Source organism: Shewanella vesiculosa (assembly GCF_009994065.1).
Taxonomy (GTDB): Bacteria; Pseudomonadota; Gammaproteobacteria; order Enterobacterales; family Shewanellaceae; genus Shewanella; species Shewanella vesiculosa.
In genome coordinates this window covers 251,702-270,667 of the sequence record NZ_JAACSD010000006.1, presented here as the reverse complement: position 1 = coordinate 270,667, position 18,966 = coordinate 251,702, and the positions used below count along the sequence as shown (strand labels likewise).

At 42.3% G+C, this 18,966-nt stretch carries 17 protein-coding genes; 7 read left to right on the top strand and 10 right to left on the bottom strand.

Translation table 11 applies throughout. The features are described 5' to 3' along the window. Positions 1–100: 100 nt before the first annotated feature. The 4 genes from GW828_RS07200 to mdh all read right to left on the bottom strand — a co-directional run bounded on the left by GW828_RS07200 (position 101) and on the right by mdh (position 5,536). A complete protein-coding gene (locus tag GW828_RS07200; RefSeq protein WP_182697574.1) occupies positions 101–772 on the bottom strand; it encodes a response regulator transcription factor in 672 nt (223 codons plus the stop codon). Between the two features lie 134 nt (positions 773–906). After that, positions 907–3,186, bottom strand: a complete 2,280-nt coding sequence (locus GW828_RS07195; protein WP_273058203.1) for a TonB-dependent receptor — start codon at positions 3,184–3,186, stop codon at positions 907–909. 198 nt (positions 3,187–3,384) lie between these two features. Next, entirely contained in the window at positions 3,385–4,347 is a 963-nt protein-coding gene (locus GW828_RS07190) for an extracellular catalytic domain type 1 short-chain-length polyhydroxyalkanoate depolymerase (protein WP_273058204.1), read from the bottom strand. Between the two features lie 253 nt (positions 4,348–4,600). Beyond that, on the bottom strand, positions 4,601–5,536 hold the full coding sequence (gene mdh / locus GW828_RS07185; RefSeq protein ID WP_011638612.1) for a malate dehydrogenase: 936 nt from the start codon (positions 5,534–5,536) through the stop codon (positions 4,601–4,603). A gap of 532 nt (positions 5,537–6,068) precedes the next feature. Here mdh and GW828_RS07180 point away from each other — a divergent pair. Further along, complete coding sequence (locus GW828_RS07180) at positions 6,069–6,518, top strand: GNAT family N-acetyltransferase (RefSeq protein ID WP_182697576.1); 450 nt, start codon at positions 6,069–6,071, stop codon at positions 6,516–6,518. Between the two features lie 105 nt (positions 6,519–6,623). Here GW828_RS07180 and GW828_RS07175 read toward each other — a convergent pair whose 3' ends face one another. Together GW828_RS07175 and GW828_RS07170 are read right to left on the bottom strand one after the other, a co-directional pair. Then, a complete protein-coding gene (locus GW828_RS07175) occupies positions 6,624–7,412 on the bottom strand; it encodes a ribonuclease H family protein (RefSeq protein ID WP_273058205.1) in 789 nt (262 codons plus the stop codon). A 173-nt stretch (positions 7,413–7,585) separates the two neighbouring features. Beyond that, complete coding sequence (locus GW828_RS07170; protein ID WP_273058206.1) at positions 7,586–8,395, bottom strand: DUF4097 family beta strand repeat-containing protein; 810 nt, start codon at positions 8,393–8,395, stop codon at positions 7,586–7,588. Positions 8,396–8,667: 272 nt separating this feature from the next. Here GW828_RS07170 and yjjX point away from each other — a divergent pair, with 272 nt between their 5' ends. The 6 genes from yjjX to GW828_RS07140 all read left to right on the top strand — a co-directional run bounded on the left by yjjX (position 8,668) and on the right by GW828_RS07140 (position 13,987). Beyond that, complete coding sequence (gene yjjX / locus GW828_RS07165) at positions 8,668–9,240, top strand: inosine/xanthosine triphosphatase (protein ID WP_124015444.1); 573 nt, start codon at positions 8,668–8,670, stop codon at positions 9,238–9,240. After that, the gene (locus tag GW828_RS07160) at positions 9,233–9,754 is read left to right on the top strand and encodes a GNAT family N-acetyltransferase (protein WP_337956444.1); all 522 of its coding nucleotides are present in this window, start codon (positions 9,233–9,235) and stop codon (positions 9,752–9,754) included. Before yjjX ends, GW828_RS07160 begins: the two co-directional genes overlap by 8 nt. 122 nt (positions 9,755–9,876) lie before the next feature. Beyond that, positions 9,877–10,917, top strand: coding sequence for an NADP(H)-dependent aldo-keto reductase (locus GW828_RS07155; protein WP_182741098.1), 1,041 nt, complete (start codon positions 9,877–9,879; stop codon positions 10,915–10,917). 116 nt (positions 10,918–11,033) lie between these two features. Next, on the top strand, positions 11,034–12,272 hold the full coding sequence (locus tag GW828_RS07150) for an aminotransferase class V-fold PLP-dependent enzyme (protein ID WP_273058207.1): 1,239 nt from the start codon (positions 11,034–11,036) through the stop codon (positions 12,270–12,272). Positions 12,273–12,337: 65 nt separating this feature from the next. Next, the gene (locus tag GW828_RS07145; RefSeq protein ID WP_273058208.1) at positions 12,338–12,793 is read left to right on the top strand and encodes a SufE family protein; all 456 of its coding nucleotides are present in this window, start codon (positions 12,338–12,340) and stop codon (positions 12,791–12,793) included. A gap of 27 nt (positions 12,794–12,820) precedes the next feature. Continuing rightward, a complete protein-coding gene (locus GW828_RS07140) occupies positions 12,821–13,987 on the top strand; it encodes a membrane dipeptidase (RefSeq protein ID WP_273058209.1) in 1,167 nt (388 codons plus the stop codon). A 123-nt stretch (positions 13,988–14,110) separates the two neighbouring features. Here GW828_RS07140 and cysC read toward each other — a convergent pair whose 3' ends face one another. Genes cysC through cysD form a run of 4 tightly spaced genes read right to left on the bottom strand, consistent with a single transcriptional unit; the run spans position 14,111 to position 18,918 of the window. After that, entirely contained in the window at positions 14,111–14,734 is a 624-nt protein-coding gene (gene cysC / locus GW828_RS07135; RefSeq protein WP_124015435.1) for an adenylyl-sulfate kinase, read from the bottom strand. Between the two features lie 44 nt (positions 14,735–14,778). After that, positions 14,779–16,503, bottom strand: a complete 1,725-nt coding sequence (locus GW828_RS07130) for an SLC13 family permease (RefSeq protein ID WP_182697584.1) — start codon at positions 16,501–16,503, stop codon at positions 14,779–14,781. Between the two features lie 3 nt (positions 16,504–16,506). Then, positions 16,507–17,949 (bottom strand): sulfate adenylyltransferase subunit CysN, encoded by a 1,443-nt coding sequence (cysN, locus tag GW828_RS07125; RefSeq protein WP_182697585.1) that lies wholly within the window; start codon positions 17,947–17,949, stop codon positions 16,507–16,509. Positions 17,950–18,009: 60 nt separating this feature from the next. Then, the gene (gene cysD, locus GW828_RS07120; protein ID WP_124015432.1) at positions 18,010–18,918 is read right to left on the bottom strand and encodes a sulfate adenylyltransferase subunit CysD; all 909 of its coding nucleotides are present in this window, start codon (positions 18,916–18,918) and stop codon (positions 18,010–18,012) included. Positions 18,919–18,966 lie beyond the last annotated feature (48 nt).

Genomic DNA, 18,966 nt, shown 5'->3' with positions numbered 1-18,966 from the left:
GTCGGTTGATTAGACCCTGTCATTGTAGATGCCGCTTAGCTAAAAAACGCCTCAAATTGAGGCGTTTTTTATGTTGGTATTTGACAATATCGACTTGATATTAAGCATTTAGCTGCTGGTTTTCGCTGGACGTTATCATGAGTTGTTGGAACACCAGTCCTGCCTGAGTGCGGTTGTACACCTCAAGCTTTAGCAAAATAGCCGAGACATGCTTTTTAACCGTGGTTTCTTTAATGTTTAAGTCATAGGCTATTTGCTTGTTTAAGCGACCATTAGCAATATTAGCAAGCACAGTGTATTGCTGAGGAGTTAACTGGGCGAGTTGTTTCGCTAAGCGTTGATGCTCAGCAGCTGTATGCTGATCGGCAGTGATATTAGTGTGTTCTGGTAACCAAATATCTCCTTCAAGCACTGTGGCTATGGCGGTCGAGATTTGGGTTAAATTAGCAGACTTGGGAATAAAAGCACTGGCGCCAAAATTGATGGCTTTGCGAATGATTTCAGGTTGATCGTCAGACGACACCATAATAACGACAATATCGGGGAAATGATTTTGTAATAAGGTTAATCCTGTAAATCCATCGTTTCCAGGCATGTGCAAATCGATAAAGATAATTTCGATGTCGGAATGCTGTTCCACTATGCTGATTAGCTCTTGGAAGTTTTCCGCCTCTAACACTTCAGCATCATTGAAATTTTTAAGCACCGCTTGTGTTAAGGCGGCACGAAATAGCGGGTGATCATCTGCAATTGCCACTTTTATTTGAGACATACTCGGCTCCTAAAAAATTGCGCGGGTTTTGTTTATTATTTTTTAAATCGCGCAAACTTCATTCTCTATAAAAAAGAATAACCGGTTCTATAGGGAGCCGGCTATCCTTTAATAGACAATTGATTCATTAATGCTTAGAACTGGTAGCCAACCGTTAACGAAATCGTTTCTGGATCGCCATAATAGCCAATTAAAGTATTATCCCCACCAAGCCCTGGAGTAAAATCTCCGTTGCCTGTCGGCGTCACAAAAGCGTAGTTACCGACTAAATACTCCTCGTCAGTGACGTTTTTCCAATGCAATCCAGCATTCCAATGGCCGTCATTACTATACCAATTGACACCAAAGTTGAGTAACCCGTATCCATCTTGACTCAGTAAGTTATCCACTACCGCTAAGTCATAATCACCACGGTAATAGTAATTACCATTAATGATAAAGCTGCCAATATCAGCTTCAATATTATAGCTGAAACCAAGGTTTGCAGTGGTATCTGGCGTATTAGTAATAGTGTAAGTGTCACTGATATCAATTTTGTTGCCAAGTTCATCATAAGAAATTACTTCATCGAACGTAGCATCTATTAAGCCCAGATTGGCGAACAAGTTAAGTGAATCTGTTGCAGCATATTCAACTTCAAGCTCCAGTCCGCTGGCGGTAGACTTACCTATGTTACCTAAACGCTGATTTAGGTCTGAACTATCTTCACCAGGTAACACGGAGACGAATTGTCGGTCTTTGTGGTTGAGATAAAATAGCGTTGCATTGACGCGAAGATTATCATTCCACTCACTCTTGATACCCACTTCATATGAGTCGACGGTTTCAGGTTCAACAGCAGGTTCAGCGCCGGTCGCCCTAGGATTGAATGTGCCCGATTTGAATCCCTGTGAATAACTGGTAAAGAGCATCATGTCGTCGTTAACTTGATATTCTAACCCCACACGAGGATTGAATTTAGACCATGTTTCTTCATCATCAAGCACTTTAGGGACTTGCGCTTCAATTAACGCTTCATCACGCACAAACCCAGGATACCAACCGGTTTCAGGATAAATACTGTCAAATATAACGCCGTTATAAACCGTAGCGTCTTTCGTTTCACGAGTATAACGACCGCCTAATGTCATCGATAATTTTTCAGTAAAGTCATAAGAACCTTGCACGTAAGCGGCATAACTTTCGCTATTATTACACCCACTAATCTCACGAGTAAGGCCGCCGAATGCTTTAAAGGCTTCTTCTAAAATAGCATCGAAAAGTCCACAGGAATCACCTTTAAAATAGTAAAGGCCAGAGACTAACGTAAGATTTTCACCAACATAGTTTGCTTGAAACTCTTGGCTAAATTGTTCATCTTCATAAATGGCAGGCACGTCAAAAATACGTAAACTGGTGTTATCAAAGTCGATGTTTGTTGGTGAGTAACCTTCACGTTTAGCTGTGACAGACTTTACACTCCAATTTTCATTGAGGTTATACTCAATTGTTGCTCCCCACCCTTCTGTTTCAACCTTATTCCAAGTAGGCATACTGGTATAAGAATCATATATACTGTCTGGCACTGGGGCATCGGTTAATAAACTAGGCAGTAGGCGGTAGCCCCCCTTTGAATTTGATTCATCTTGAGTTTTGTCATAAGTAAAACGCATAAACAGGTCATCAGTAGGCGTATATTCAACGCTTAAGCGACCGGCCATAACATCCTTATTATAGTTTTCAGTGTCTTGGCCATCTAATGCAGAAGTTTTAAATTCACCAAAACCATCGCGATTTAAGCTAGCAAAGGCAAAACCAACATAGAGATTGTCATCGATAAGCGGTAATTGTCCTGCAACTTTAACATCCTTTTGGCCATAGGTGCCGACAGTACCTTTAAGGCTCAACTCTCCGTCACCAGTCATTTTCTTCGTAACGTATTTAATCGCTCCACCGATAGTATTTTTGCCGTATAAGGTACCTTGTGGCCCGCGCAGCACTTCAATGCGTTGCACATCAAGAATGTCTAATACCGCGCCTTGTGGGCGTGCAATGTAGACATCATCTATGTATATCCCCACACCTGGCTCATAACCCCATAGCGGATCTTCTTGGCCCACGCCGCGAATAAACGCGGTTAGCGTAGAGTTAGTGCCTCGGCTAGATTGTAATGTCGTGTTGGGAGAGAATTGTTGCACTTCAGTCATCACACTGATGCCGTTTTCTGACAGCTCTTTTTCACTGACAGACGTCACTGCAACAGGCACATTTTGTAAACTTTCAACTGTTTTACGTGCGGTTACTTCAATGCGTTCTAAAACTGCGGGCTTATCAGCGCTGCTATTTTCTGCATCTGCGGCATTGGCAAACGAAGCGGTTAACGCAGACGAAATTGCTAGGGCAATACAACTCATTTTAATAGTATTCTGTTTCATACAGATCCCCGTTGTAATATTTATTATTAATGGTTTTTACTGCTTATTTGGGTTTACAACAAACTGTTCACATATTGACTTTATAGTATTTTCAAGTGCATTGAATCGGTACTATAGTAGTATGTGCTTTGGTCTATAGGTGTTGAAAATAAACCTGGTATTACATATTAAAAACAAAAAGTTATGTGAAGACCTTGATTAAAGCCCCCAAAGCTTAATTATCTCAGTGACACTACTTATTGGTGCTTTGAGTAGAAAGTCACTTTCTACTCCGCCATTTTTAATATCTGGATTAACGGCAATTCCATGGCCGAAATTTTTAAGAGTGACTAGCTCTATTACTGTGTTATTTTGAGGGTCTTTCCAGCGCGAAATACTGTAGCCAGACTGAGTATTGACTTCTGGTTTGGCGCCAGATTGAGTCAATATTTGCCATTGAGAAGCAAGCATCTGCGCATTATTCGCGTCGACGACAGTGTCACTGTCACCGGTCCAAATGGACAGTGAAGGCCAACTTTTTTGCTGTGGGTGTATGGCTTGAGCAAATTGAGCTAACTCTTCGGCAGACTGAGCCGGGCCACGCTTCATGCACGATATCGCTTTAATTAAATTATCAGCACATGGATATGGCAACCCAGCAATGACAGCACCGCGTTGGAATAGATCAGGGTAATTGACCAATGCTGCACTGGCCATAGCCCCACCCGCGGATAACCCAATCACGTAGACATGCTTTATCCCAAGCTTTGCTTGAGTGGCTAAGATCATGTTTTTTATTGACAGTATTTCACCGCTATCGAGTTGTGTATCTTGACTAGCAAACCAGTTAAAACACCGTTTTACGTTATTGTCATAACTTTGTTGTGGCACTAATACCGCAAAATGATGCTCTAATGCTAAAGCGGTTAATCCACTCTTGTTAGCCAGTTCGACGCCATCTTGAATACAACCATGAAGTAACACAATTAACGACGAATTAGCGCTATCAGAGGTATCTAGGTCTTCCGTTAGCGGAAGATAAAAGCTGGTTAACGCACCAGGATTATCACCAAAATCGGTTAGTGAAAGATAAGGTGTTTCATTAGCTTGAATAGGTTGGATTAAAAAAATCCACCACAGTAAAAGCACGGATTTAATTAAGCTGTATGGTTTATTGCTCATTTCAGCGGTTTCCAAATTTAACATAACCATAACTTGCTCAATTTTACTGCAAACAGCAATGGCACTTTAGATCCACATAGGGCATTTGGGGCGAATATGTCGTCATGGATTGGGATGATAGCGCGGGAAATTCACATAGGTTGACACGGCGGGATGCTGGAAATAAAGGCTAAATTAATTGCGATACTAGTCATGTTAAATAAAAAAAACGCGAAGCCTTGGCTTCGCGTTTTTAGATCATTGAGAGTGTTAATTACTTAACAAATTCAACGCCTAATTTGATATCACCTTTAAGGGTATCTAACATTGCATCACGAGCGTTAGCTTCAAATGCACTGATTTCACCGTAAGGTAATACTTTTTCTACGCCATTCTTGCCAAGTAAAATTGGCTGGGCGAAGAATGTAGCATGCTCACTGCCGCCGTCAACATAGGCACATTCAACAACGTTAGCTTCACCTTGAAGACCACGTACCAATGATAAACCAAAGCGACATGCCGCTTGGCCCATTGATAATGTTGCGCTACCGCCACCGGCTTTAGCTTCAACAACTTCAGTACCTGCGTTTTGAATGCGAGTCGTCATTGCTGCCACTTCTTCGTCAGTGAAAGTCACGCCTTCAACTTGAGAAAGTAATGGAAGAATGGTCACACCGCTGTGTCCGCCAATAACGTTAACTTTAACGTCAGCAACATTTAAGCCTTTAAGCTCAGCAATGAAGGTTTCGCTACGGATAACGTCAAGTGTTGTGATACCGAATAAACGGTTTTTATCATAAACACCGGCATTCTTTAATACTTCAGCAGCAATCGCAACGGTAGTGTTAACTGGGTTAGTAATAATACCCACTAATGCTTTAGGACAAGTTACTGCCACTTTTTCCATTAGGTTACGTACAATACCTGCGTTGATATTGAATAGATCAGAACGATCCATGCCTGGTTTACGCGCAACACCAGCAGACATTAATACGACATCAGCACCAACCAATGCATCTGTTGGGTCTTGACCAGCAAAACCTTTTACTTCTACGTCTGTTGGGATGTGACTTAAGTCTACCGCAACACCAGGAGTAACAGGTGCGATGTCATACAGAGACAACTTTGAGCCCGCAGGCAGTTGAGTTTTTAACAGTAAAGCTAGCGCCTGGCCGATACCACCAGCAGCACCTAATACAGCAACTTTCATAATTATCTCCATCAATTTATGCAGTTTGTGACATTCATCTAAATTGTCGTGGCGTCACATTACTGCATCGTCACAATAATTTCAATTATACGTTAGTGGACAATCTTAAATAAGTCAGCCCTAATGCATGCATAGACTGGCGTGTCGCCGTACATTATGAGTATTAACACACATAAAAATGGTCCCATGAACAGCTTAAGTGGATTATTTTTCAACATGCCAATGTCGCTATCTTTTTATATTATGGACAATCTCATGTTGCACAAAATTAATTCAGCTGTTTTATTACCGGCCTGTAAACATGCTATCAAGCGGATTGAACAATAGTTGAATGTTTATATTAAGGGTTGAAACCTAGAGCCAATGCAGAGAGATCTCGACGAGACCACACTCAAGCATTGACGCTGTAAACATGTGCTAGATATTATGTCACCCGTTATTGGCGTACACATTTACTGACGCAACAGGCCAATACATTTATTAAGTGGAAAGGTATGATATCCACAGAACATCCTATAAAAACGAGAAATTCATGACAATAAGAATAGGCCAACATGCCGACCTACAAGCTCTAGTTCAGTTTAATCAAGCTATGGCAATGGAAACCGAAAACCTTTCATTAGACACTGAGCAATTAACCCGCGGGGTTGAAGGCTTGCTGAACCATCCAGAGCGCGGAGTATATTTAGTCGCTGAAGTTGATGGTGAAATAACTGGTTCTTTGATGGTCACTTACGAGTGGAGCGACTGGCGCGCAAGTAATTATTATTGGATCCAAAGCGTCTATATACGCCCGCAAAATCGTCGTCAGGGTATTTACGCCAAACTGTATCAAGCAGTAAAAGACTTAGCGGCAGAAAATGGCGGCACAGCGAGCTTCCGCCTATATGTTGAACATGACAATGAGATTGCTCAAAAAACCTATGAGTCACTGGGTATGCAGCAAAGCCATTACTTAATGTACGAAGAAAATACTAAGTAACGCTGAGAGATCATAAGATAAATGCAAAAAGCCGGAATTATCCGGCTTTTTTGTTTTTTTTGGTTTCAATAAACCGCTGTTATTGAGAGATTATCGCGACAATCGCTAACCAGTGCGTAACCCTAGAATCTTGCTGATATCCATTGGCGCAGGATATTGGCTAAAGCTTTTATGTTTTTGATCGATAGCATGGATCGACATTCTGTCTGCCAACTCATTACCTTCAATGCCAATATGGGCAGCAACATGCTGTAATACCAAATCCGCTTTCATTGCATCATATAGCTCATGTGCTTGCTTGATAATCTCAAGGTTCGCTATTTCGCCGGTTTTTCGCGTCCAGTTTTTAGCTTTCCAACCATATGCCCACTCACAAACACATTTAATTGAATACTGTGAGTCACTCATAATTTGCACAGTTTCACCCGCAGCTATGACCTTTTTAGCGACAATTAATGCTTGGTGTAACGCATTCAGTTCAGCGGTATTATTGGTACCGTTTGGATTATATAAACCAAACCATAACTCGGCTAACTCGCCTTTGCGATATATCGCCATTCCCGACCCGGCTTTACCTGGGTTAGGTTCACAACCGCCGTCGGTATAAATGACCACATCAAATTGGCTTAACACTGCTTGATTGGCACCTTGAGTTTTGGTTGATACAGATCCAGCAGATGTCACTGTTGCTGAGCCTGCCGCTTTTTTAGCGGGTGCACTTTTACCAATACTGTTTGCCGGTGATTGAGCAAACGCAGTTTTGGCTTCCGCTTCGGTGGCAAAGGATTTGTATTTGGCTTGTGGATATTTATCCACTGCACGCTTAGTGACATCCCAGCTGGTAAAAATGCCCGTTTCTCGGCCGGCCCATACTACATAAAACTTCTTTGCCATGATGAACTCTTACTTATCTAATGCTAATTGACTCATATCGAAGAGACATGATGCCATGATTAAACTTGGCGTTAAAACAAAAATGTACCTGAGCCGGTTTGATTAGCGTTAATGTGAATATCTTGAGCTAATAACCTTATCTACGCTCATCTCAATTAAGTATTAAGGGCGAATTAGTCGAGTATCAATGGGCCATCGATGTCATGATAATTAACACTGCCAGAACCGGCATTATGTATGGTTAAGCCTTTAGTGTTAGCAACATTAATGCTACCGGAACCATCTTCAATTTCAACCAGTCCCAATACTTGATTAACCTTGATTGAACCAGAGCCATCATTAATAGCAACATCGCCAACAACATCACTAATACGAATAGATCCCGAGCCATCTTGCAACCTAATAGCGCCTTTAGCATCGGTAATATCAATCGACCCAGAGCCATCAACTAATACCAATTTACCAATACGGTTGATGACAATACTCCCAGAACCATCGGTTAAATCAATATCGGCACTGATATCATCTATTTGAATGGCACCTGAGCCATCATTTATTTTAAGGGCTAGTGTGGGTGGCACTTTCACTAATAAATCGATAAAAGGTGATTCACCTATAACATGATCACTGTGGATTTCTGATAGCAAATAGGCTTGGTTACCTTTGCGGGTCAAACTGAGTTTAATTTCAACATCATCTTGATCTAATGACGGACTATAAATATCGGCATGCACCACGACTTCGTTTAAACCTTTTACGCCAACAACCGTTAACTTACCCGCTCCCGTGTTGGCTACTAGCTCAGTTAACGACCCAGCATCAAGATTCAATTGTTGCTGTACCAAATTAAGATCAGCATGAGTGACTAGCGACGGTTTTAATGATGAAAATACAGACTCAGCTTCACTTTGCGACGCACCAAAGATTGTTGCCCCTAAAATAAGTCCGGCCGTGACACTAATGGTTGCGATACGTATAGACATATGACTAATTCCTTTTATAAGAATAAAAATAAGCTTGGCCGCTACACAAATGTGATTAACAGAGTTAACTGTTACAGGCATGACTAGCAGCAATTAATCATTAATTAGCAGGTTTCATACCAACTAGACAAAACCATTATTTACAATGACTTACAATTATCAGTAATAAAATTCACTCATCCATCAAACCAAAAAGCACGAAAATCCAATACAATGTGGTTAATTTCACTAGCGTGAACATCACGATTAACTCAAAAAAAAGAACTCTCCCTATGCCGATATCACTTGCAGTACCGCAAACGTTAGAGATTATTGTTGGTTCAACCAACCCAGTTAAAATCAGTGCAGCACAACAGGCGATTAAATTATATTTTCCTGATGCTCAAATCCGTTGTCATGGCATGCATGCCCCATCATTAGTAGCAGAACAGCCCATGACCGAAGCAGAAACTAAATTGGGGGCGATTAATCGAGCTAAGTTTTGCCAAGACAACGCCCATATCACCAATCAAAATGCAGACTTTTATGTGGCGATGGAAGGTGGGGTTGATCAGTTTGATCACGGCCCCGCCACTTTTGCGTATATGGCCATTATTCATAACGATAAATTATCTGTCGGTCGCAGCGCCAACTTACCGCTACCACAGAATATTTTTAACGCTTTACAAGCGGGTGAAGAACTGGGCAAAGTAATGGACCGAGTATTTAATACCCATAATATTAAGCAAAAAGGTGGCGCGATTGGCTTGTTAACTCGAGGTTTAGCCACCCGAGAAAGCATTTATACCCAAGCTTTAGTGCTGGCAATGGCTCCTTTTATCAATGCGGAATTATTTAATGACTAACAATGACCCAACAAATGCAATCAGTGCCAACGCGCAGCCTCCCATAATTCGCGCGCTACACGCTGACGACAATGCTGCCCTAGCCGCAGTGATCCGTGAAGTATCAGCAGAATATGGTTTAACACCAGATAAAGGCTTTAGCGTAGCAGACAAAACCCTCGACTGTTTAAGCGAGGTTTATGACGCACAAGGCTCACAATACTGGGTGATTGAATACCAAGGCAAAGTGGTCGGCGGCGCTGGTGTAGCCCCGTTACCTGGCAATGATGGGGTATGTGAATTACAGAAAATGTATTTTGCCCGCACTATTCGCGGCCAAGGTATGGCGAAGGCAATAACGGGCCAATGTATTGAATTTGCTAAACAGCAAGGCTATCAATCAATGTATTTGGAAACCACGGCGGTATTAGTTGAAGCATTGGCCCTGTATGAAAAGCTTGGCTTTAGTCATTGTCAGCATTTAGGCGAAACTGGCCACGATGCCTGTGAAATCGCTATGATAAAACCAATTTAGTGATTTAAAACACTCATATTGCACATTTTTTACTCACTCTTTCTCTCTGCTAAATGATAGCGCTTTGCAAGGACACAAAAGCTTGTTAGCCTCAGATTAAGCACATTCCATAGGAGGATGAAATGGAATATCAACGTATCGCACATTCTAGCCTTGAGGTCAGTAAGATCTGTCTCGGCACCATGACTTGGGGTGAACAAAATACTCAAGCAGAAGCTTTTGCTCAACTCGATTATGCTATTGGGCAAGGCATTAACTTTATTGATACCGCAGAAATGTACCCTGTACCGCCTAAAGCTGAAACTCAGGGCGACACTGAACGAATTTTAGGTAACTACCTCAAAGCCCAGGGCAACCGTGATAATTTGGTTATTGCGACTAAAATAGCCGCACCAGGTGGTAAAAGTGATTATATTCGCAGTGATATGGCACTCGATTGGCGCAATATTCATCAAGCTGTTGATGATTCATTATCACGCTTGCAAATCGACACTATCGATTTATATCAACTACATTGGCCGGATAGAAACACTAATTTTTTCGGCGAAATGATGTATGAGCATGACAAAGAAGAACATTACACTCCTATTTTAAACACCCTTGAAGCCTTAGCTGAAATAATTAAGCAAGGTAAAGTGCGTTATATCGGTATTTCAAATGAAACCCCTTGGGGGTTTATGAAATACCTAAAATTAGCCGAAAAGCATGATTTACCCCGTATTATCAGCGTGCAAAACCCTTATAACTTGCTTAATCGTAGTTACGAAATCGCGATGTCTGAAATTAGTCATCGTGAAGATGTGCCGTTATTAGCCTATTCACCTTTAGCCTTTGGCGCATTAACCGGTAAATATGAAAATAATCAGTGGCCAGAAGGTGCACGCCTGACTTTATTTAAACGTTTTGCCCGCTATAACAGTACCCCTATGGCGCTAGAAGCCACACAGGCTTATATCGATTTAGCTCGTGAGTTTGGGTTAACACCTACCGAGATGGCCTTGGCATTTGTGAATAGCCGCAAATTTGTCGCCTCTAATATTATTGGCGCCACTGATTTACATCAGCTAAAGCAAAATATCGACAGCCACAAGGTGAGCTTATCGGCAGAGTTGATGGGCAGAATTAATGAACTATCGGCTTTATATCGCTTCCCTTGCCCTTAAGTTTATTAGCCTAAGCGCAAATGCGATATTGAGCTTATTGCCACAAAACCTTGCATTAGGCATCAAGATCACAGAAGATCTTGATGCCTTTTATTTTCAACATAGAACCCCTATTTATGAAGCTTGCATCGTCTGTTGTTTTATTTGATCATCAAGCGTTACGCGATCAATTCCCAGCGCTAAAACAGACCATTGGCGATCATCCTTTGTGCTACTTAGACACAGCAGCAACCAGTCAAAAACCCCAAGTGGTGATTGACGCGATGAACGAGTATTACCAATTCAATAATGCCAATGTGCACCGCGCGGCTCATCAATTGTCAGCAAGAGCGACTCAGCAATATGAAGCCGTACGTTTGCAAGTAACCGACTTCATTAATGCATCGCAATCTCAAGAAGTTATTTTCACCCACGGCACCACTGAATCGATCAATATGGTGGCCTTTGGGCTGACGTCACAGATAAAAGCGAATGATGTCATTTTAATTGATACTGCAGCTCACCATGCCAATATCGTGCCTTGGCAAGAACTGGCAAAGCGCACTGGTGCAGTAATTAAACCGATACCACTCACCGCAGATGCCCAACTTGATATGACAGCATTTGAGCAACTATTGCTGCTTAAGCCTAAAGTCGTCGCCATCAGCCATGTATCAAATGCACTAGGCACAGTAAACCCGATCAATGAGCTCGTCGCCAAAGCCAAAGCTGTTGGTGCCTTAACCTTAGTGGATGGTGCTCAGGCAGTTGCCCATTTATCGGTGGATGTACAACAAATTGATTGTGACTTTTATGTGTTTTCTGGCCATAAAATGTATGGTCCAACTGGTGTGGGGATTTTATATGGTCGCTATAAACAACTCGATCAACTAACTCCAATGCTCACTGGTGGCGAAATGATCAAAACAGTGAGCTTTAATCGTACTGTATTTGGTGCACTACCTAATCGCCTTGAAGCTGGCACTCCAGCCATTGCTGAAGTGATTGGTCTCGGGGCCGCCATCAGCTTTTTGCTCCAATTGCCGCGCGAACAACTGCTCGCACATGAACAACAATTGATGCAATACTTACAGCAACAATTACAAAAGCTGGGCGATATTGAATTGTATGGTATTGCCCCTATCAATGTGGGTGCTGTGGCCTTTAATTTACAAGGTGAACACCATCAAGATGTAGGGATTTTACTCGATCAACAAGCTGTTGCGGTTCGCTGTGGTCATCATTGTGCCATGCCGCTAATGGCTAGCCTTAATTTAAATGGATGTTGCCGAGCATCGATTGGCATCTATACTAATAAGCAGGATGTTGATCAATTTATTCATGCACTTAATGCTGTAAAAGAGTTATTGTTATAGTCATAAGGCACAACAGGCTGATCCTAACGCATCTTTTATCTACAGCCGAGGTTAATTGAATTACCATGTTAAACCCAAGCATCACACCTTCAGCGCAATTATTTTTACCATTATCAGATGAATTAGTTGATGCTGTTAACCTCATTGAGCAAGCGAATAACTGGCAAGATAAATATCGCCAAATTATGTTACTCGGTAAATTAATACCGCCATTAGCGGCAGAATTTAAGCACCAAGACGCACAAGTAAAAGGCTGTGAAAGCCAAGCTTGGTTGTACCATTACAGGTTAAACGAACAGCATTTTTATATCGCCGATAGCGATGCTCGTATCGTAAAAGGCTTAATGGGATTATTACTGGTTGCTTGCCAAGGTAAAACCGCAGAGCAAATACAACAATTTGATGTAAACCAGTATTTTGCCCACCTTGGACTCAGTGGCCAATTAAGTCCATCTCGTACTAATGGTTTAACTGCATTAGCGCAGGCCATCGTGGCCTATACACACGATGTTGGCACCTGAAACACTCGCCAGCACTAAGGAATAATAATGCCTCAAAAAGTCTGTAACCAAGCTCGCCGTCATATCTTAAAAGGCCTTGGAGCAGCCACATTATTAAGCCCTTTAAGCTCCTTTCCAGCATGGGCAGCTAAACCACACCGTTTATACGTAGATGGGTTATCTTTTTTACCTACCGACATCAATGATGTAAAGGCCTCAAAACTCGATGCCTTTATTGCCGATATTTCAGCAGTAGAAACCATTGAACAAGCCGATGGCACTAAAAACTATAAACGCACTTATCAAGCCTGCATCAACAGCATTAAACAAGCGGCAGACTCAGTCATAGCGAATCCCGATGTGTATCTGCAAGGACTTACAGGGACAGATATAAGTAAAGCCAGAACGCAACAAAAAACAGCGGTGTTTTTTCAAATTCAAGGGGCTGATTGTGTTGAAGATGATGGTTTAAGCAATGAATGGCGGCAATTAGACAATTTACATCAACAGGGTTTACGGGTACTGCAACTGACACACCATTATGGTAATCGTTATGCTGGTGGTGCCTTAGATAATAACGGCTTAAATAGTTTAAATACGCCATTAACATCTGCAGGCAAAGAGCTAATAACAGAGCTGAATCGTAAAAATATTCTTATCGATGTCAGTCACTCTAGTGCTCAAACAGCCCTTGATACTGTTAAAGCCAGTCAATCTCCTATTATCCAAAGCCATGGTGCTGCGCGCGCGATTGTAAACAATGCCCGCTGCTCACCTGATGAAGTGATCCGTGCTATTGGCGATAGCGGTGGTGTTTTTGGGGTGTTTATGATGAGCTTTTGGCTGACGAACAAACCTGTACCCACGATTGAAGACTATATCAATCAACTGGCTTATATTGCTAAAGTTGGCGGATTCGATAGTGTCGCCATTGCCAATGATTTTCCACTTCGCGGCCAAGAAAATTTATTAGCGTTAGACAACGATAACAGCGAAGGAATAAAAGAATACTTAGAATGGTGGCACAGCCTAGAAGACAAAAATGTATTAGGGTTTGATGTTGAGCCAAAGCATGTGGTTATCCCCAAGCTCAATAATATTGACCGCATGAGCCGTATCGACGACGCCTTGAAAAAAGCCCGTTTTAAAGCCACTGATCGCGATCGTTTTATGGGTGGAAACTGGCAAAGAGTATTAAAGCAAGTACTGGTTTAGAGCGGCAAAGTTTAAGGCGTGAATGTTGAGATTAACTGCAACTCAACAATAAAAAGGGCTGAATAATCAGCCCTTTTTTGTCGATTGATTAGGTTATCAATTTAATTGTCGATTTAGTGCAGTTTAAATGCCAGCACCCGCAATTTGTCTTGCTGGGTTGAGCACTTCAATGGCTTTTAAATAAGCCAACAAACCATTCACTTGTGTGCTTAAATCGCCTTTACTGGTATCTATGGTTAGCTCCGCAGATACTGGTACTTCGTAAGGTGATGAAATACCAGTAAAGTTACTAATTTCCCCCTTACGAGCTTTAGCATATAACCCTTTAGGGTCTCGTGACTCACACACGCTCAATGGAGTAGATACATGCACTTCAACAAATTGGCCTTGGGGAAATAACGCCCGGACACGATCACGCTCTTCACGGGTAGGCGAGATAAATGCCGATAGCACTACTAGGCCTGAATCCACCATCAATTTAGCGACTTCGCCGACACGACGTAAATTCTCATCGCGATCATCAAGGCTAAAACCTAAGTCTTTACACAGACCATGACGAACATTATCACCATCGAGCAAATAGGTATGAAAACCGTGTTCAAATAACGCTCGCTCTAATGCGCCTGCAAGGGTTGATTTTCCTGAGCCAGATAATCCAGTAAACCATAATAGCACTGGATTTTGGCCCTTTTGGGCTCCACGGGCAGCTTGGTCAATGGCATGTTGATGCCAAACAATATTGCTCATCACTACTCCTATCGAGTGGTTGTGACACCACACTAAATACTTTTTTAAAACGGAAAGAAATATGGGATCGAAAAGATAACCACTAGGGAATATACAATTGATAACGGTAAACCTAAGCGAACAAAATCACTGAATTTATAATTACCAGCATTAAAGACCATAAGATTGGTTTGATAACCGTAAGGCGAAATAAAGCTCGCGCTGGCGCCAAATACTACTGCCATAATAAAGGGTCGGGTATCGACACCAAAACTGGTTGCAACAGCAAAGGCAACCGGGAACACGAGTGCTGCGGCGGCATTATTGGTAATTAACTCTGTAACAATTAAGGTGATCAGATAAATGCCCACAAAAGCGGCAAACACACCATAACCATTAAACACACTTAACATCGCTTGCGCCATGACATCTGCTAAGCCTGTGGTAATCATCAAGTTAGCTAAGCCCAAGGCACTGCCTACAATCACCACGAGTTCTAATGGGAAACGACGTTTAAGCTCAGTTAAGGTTATTGCGCCAATCGCCACGTAGCTAAGTAACAATAAGACTAAACCTTTGGCTAAGGGCAATACTTCTAAAATACTCGCCGTAATGGTTAGTGCAAACCCGATCAAGACCCAATTACCGCGTTTACTATCTAAACGGACGCTTAACTCTAAGCCACTGATAGCAGCAAAGTCGGTGGTCAAATTAGGACATTTAGAAAAACGGTCACCAGGGGTTAATAGTAATACATCACCCGGTTGTAACACTATGTCGCCAAGCCCACCTTTTAACGGCAAATGTCCACGACGAATAGCCATTACTGCAGCATCAAACACTTCACGAAAACGCGAATCTTTCAAGGTTGTGCCAACTAGGCTCGATGATGGCGCTAATACGGCTTCAACCAGGTTTTGGCCTTTTGCATGCTGCTTACCGAACCATTCTAAACCATCAAACTGATGCAATAACTCAACCGACTCAACCGCACCACTAAAACGTAAAACGTCATCAGCTTGCAGCACCATTTGTGGTGGCACAGGGCAAATACGTATACCGCTACGTTCTAATTCAACTAAGTAGAGCTTTTTCAGCGCCCGCAGACGATTTTCGAGTACGCTCTTACCCACTAAACTCGACGTTTTAGCCACATGCGCTTCCAACAGATAAGGCAGAGACTCATCTTCGTTTTCTTCACGTCTGTCAGGTAAAAAGTTGGCCATAATGGTCAGCACTATTAAGCCACTAATGACCACTAATGAGCCGACTTGTGAAAACTCAAAAAAACCTAGAGGCTCAAGACCGGCATTTTCAACAAAGGAGTTAACAATCAAATTGGTGGAAGTACCAATGAGCGTAAGTGTACCGCCCAAAATGGCTGCGTAGTTTAACGGCAGTAACAACTTAGATGGCGCATGCGCTTGATTACGGCGCACCACACCAATTAACGAGGCGACTACTGCAGTGTTGTTAGTAAACGATGACAACAGGGCTGTCGATACACCTAACTTAGCTAGAGTAGAAAATAACGAACCTTTACCTATCACATGGCTTAATTTGCCTAATAATGAGGTTTTTTCCAGTGCTGTAGCGGCAAGCACCAACAGCACTAAAGTGATCAGTCCGTTATTGGTAAAACTACCCAATGCGACCGTTAAATCAACAAGCCCGAGCAGATAACAAAGTAATGAAGCGAAGAAAAACATGGCAGCCGGTTTTGCAAGCCCAGCAAGAAGCCCACCGACCAGTGCTAACAAGATAATCGCTAACAACCACATTTCGCTCATTATTTATTTTCCAAGTACGCTAATATCGCGCGCGTTCCAATGTGGATAATGCTTACGTACTAACGCATTAAATTCGACTTCAAATGCACTAAACTCAGTATGACTTTGCTTGTCACCTTGATGACCACTCACAACCATAGCGGCGGCTACAGTGGCATTAGATAGGCGATCAATTAAAATCATTCCACCTGTATCACGCACTAGGCTATAAGCATCTAACACTATTGATTCAGTTAGATCTAACTTAACTCGTGCAATGGTGTTTAAGCTTAATGTCGATGCTGCACTGCGTTCAAGGGTATTCACATCGGTGATGTATTCAATCTCACTCACCACGGCTTGAGTTTTCTTACCCGCGACTTTGACATCATATAACTGACCGATTTGTAATGGTTTTTCATCCATCCAGACTAAGTCTGCCACAATATGGTTAGCAATGTCTGGCGCAGTTGCTGGATGAGCCAGTAAATCACCACGAGAGATATCAATCTCATCTTCAAGGGTAATGGTAATGGCTTGGCCTGCTACCGCTTCTGGTAAATCACCGTCAAACGTCACAATACGCGCAATTTTACTGCGCTTGCCCGATGGCAGAGCGACCAGCTCGTCACCCACTTTAATAATGCCTGACGCTAAGGTGCCCGAGAAACCACGAAAATCGAGATTAGGACGCAGCACGTATTGCACTGGGAAACGAACCGGTAATTCGCTCAGTTCACGCTGGGTATCAATAGTTTCAAGTAACTCAAGTAATGTGCCACCTTGATACCAATCACACTGAGTGCTGCGATTAACCACGTTGTCACCATTCAAGGCTGATAACGGCACGTAGTGAATATCTAAATCACCAAAATCTTTTACAAAGTCAGTAAAGTCAGCTTGAATTTTTTCAAACACAGTTTGATCAAAGCCAACTAAGTCCATCTTATTTACCGCAACGACAAAGTGACGTAATCCTAATAAAGAGGCAATAAAGGCATGGCGTTTAGTTTGGGTTTGCACCCCATAACGTGCATCAACCAAAATAACCGCTAGGTCACAGGTAGATGCACCCGTTGCCATGTTACGCGTGTACTGTTCATGACCTGGAGTATCAGCAATAATGAACTTACGTTTTTCACTGGAAAAATAGCGATAAGCGACGTCGATAGTAATGCCTTGCTCACGCTCAGCCTGTAATCCGTCTACCAATAACGCGAGATCAATGGCTTCACCTGTAGTGCCCATTTTAGCGCTATCACTTTTCAGGCTTGCAAGTTGATCTTCATAAATCTGGGCGCTGTCATGCAGTAAACGGCCAATTAAGGTACTTTTACCATCATCGACACTGCCACAAGTTAAAAAACGCAGTAAGCCTTTATTCTGCTGTAATGCTAAATATTCTTTTACACCGTGTAGTTGGATCTCTGCCGCCATGCGGTCAGTATTAGTTTTTGCTTGGTCCATAATCTTTCTCACTCAAATTCGTTCGCATGCTGGATAGGTAAAATAACCCTGTTCAATGACTTAGAAATAGCCTTGACGCTTTTTCTGCTCCATTGATGCACTTTGGTCTGAATCAATTAAGCGCCCTTGACGTTCACTTGAGCGAGTTAACAGCATCTCTTCAATAATTTTCTCTAAGGTATCAGCTTCTGATGGCATCGCCGCGGTTAACGGATAACAACCTAAGGTTCTAAAACGAACTCGTTCAACCGATTCAACATCACCCTCTTCAATAGGCATACGATCGTCATCTTTATAAATGAGCTGACCGCCTTTGTTCACTACGGTACGAGGCGCAGCAAAATATAACGGCACAATTTCGATGTTCTCTTGATAGATGTATTGCCAAATATCCAGCTCGGTCCAGTTTGATAATGGGAACACACGAATACTTTCGCCCTTATTTACCGCGCCGTTATAAGTGCGCCATAACTCTGGACGTTGGTTTTTCGGATCCCAGCGGTGGTGTTTGTCACGGAACGAATAGACCCGCTCTTTCGCGCGAGACTTTTCTTCATCACGACGAGCACCGCCAAAAGCAGCATCAAATCCATACTGATTTAACGCTTGCTTTAAACTTTGAGTTTTCATGATATCTGTATGTTTAGCACTGCCATGGGTAAATGGGCCCACGCCTTGTTCAACGCCTTCTTGGTTGGTGTGAGTCAACAACTCAAAACCAAATGCTTTAGCTTGCGCGTCACGAAACGCGATCATCTCTTTAAATTTCCAACCGGTATCAACATGCAGTAATGGAAATGGAATTTTACCTGGGTAAAATGCCTTACGCGCAAGATGCAACATAACCGATGAATCTTTACCAATAGAATAAAGCATCACAGGGTTACCAAACTCAGCTGCAACTTCACGAATAATCTGGATGCTTTCAGCTTCCAGTTGTTGTAAATGGCTTAACGAACGGCCTGCCATGATGATTCTCCATTACCTAAATATGCTGCAAAAAAGCAGCGGGTTAAA

Coding starts and splice junctions, on each gene's coding strand:
- GW828_RS07200 (WP_182697574.1), bottom strand. CDS start 772: ATGTCTCAAATAAAAGTGGCAATTGCAGATGATCACCCGCTATTTCGT.
- GW828_RS07195 (WP_273058203.1), bottom strand. CDS start 3,186: ATGAAACAGAATACTATTAAAATGAGTTGTATTGCCCTAGCAATTTCG.
- GW828_RS07190 (WP_273058204.1), bottom strand. CDS start 4,347: ATGAGCAATAAACCATACAGCTTAATTAAATCCGTGCTTTTACTGTGG.
- mdh (WP_011638612.1), bottom strand. CDS start 5,536: ATGAAAGTTGCTGTATTAGGTGCTGCTGGTGGTATCGGCCAGGCGCTA.
- GW828_RS07180 (WP_182697576.1), top strand. CDS start 6,069: ATGACAATAAGAATAGGCCAACATGCCGACCTACAAGCTCTAGTTCAG.
- GW828_RS07175 (WP_273058205.1), bottom strand. CDS start 7,412: ATGGCAAAGAAGTTTTATGTAGTATGGGCCGGCCGAGAAACGGGCATT.
- GW828_RS07170 (WP_273058206.1), bottom strand. CDS start 8,395: ATGTCTATACGTATCGCAACCATTAGTGTCACGGCCGGACTTATTTTA.
- yjjX (WP_124015444.1), top strand. CDS start 8,668: ATGCCGATATCACTTGCAGTACCGCAAACGTTAGAGATTATTGTTGGT.
- GW828_RS07160 (WP_337956444.1), top strand. CDS start 9,233: ATGACTAACAATGACCCAACAAATGCAATCAGTGCCAACGCGCAGCCT.
- GW828_RS07155 (WP_182741098.1), top strand. CDS start 9,877: ATGGAATATCAACGTATCGCACATTCTAGCCTTGAGGTCAGTAAGATC.
- GW828_RS07150 (WP_273058207.1), top strand. CDS start 11,034: ATGAAGCTTGCATCGTCTGTTGTTTTATTTGATCATCAAGCGTTACGC.
- GW828_RS07145 (WP_273058208.1), top strand. CDS start 12,338: ATGTTAAACCCAAGCATCACACCTTCAGCGCAATTATTTTTACCATTA.
- GW828_RS07140 (WP_273058209.1), top strand. CDS start 12,821: ATGCCTCAAAAAGTCTGTAACCAAGCTCGCCGTCATATCTTAAAAGGC.
- cysC (WP_124015435.1), bottom strand. CDS start 14,734: ATGAGCAATATTGTTTGGCATCAACATGCCATTGACCAAGCTGCCCGT.
- GW828_RS07130 (WP_182697584.1), bottom strand. CDS start 16,503: ATGAGCGAAATGTGGTTGTTAGCGATTATCTTGTTAGCACTGGTCGGT.
- cysN (WP_182697585.1), bottom strand. CDS start 17,949: ATGGACCAAGCAAAAACTAATACTGACCGCATGGCGGCAGAGATCCAA.
- cysD (WP_124015432.1), bottom strand. CDS start 18,918: ATGGCAGGCCGTTCGTTAAGCCATTTACAACAACTGGAAGCTGAAAGC.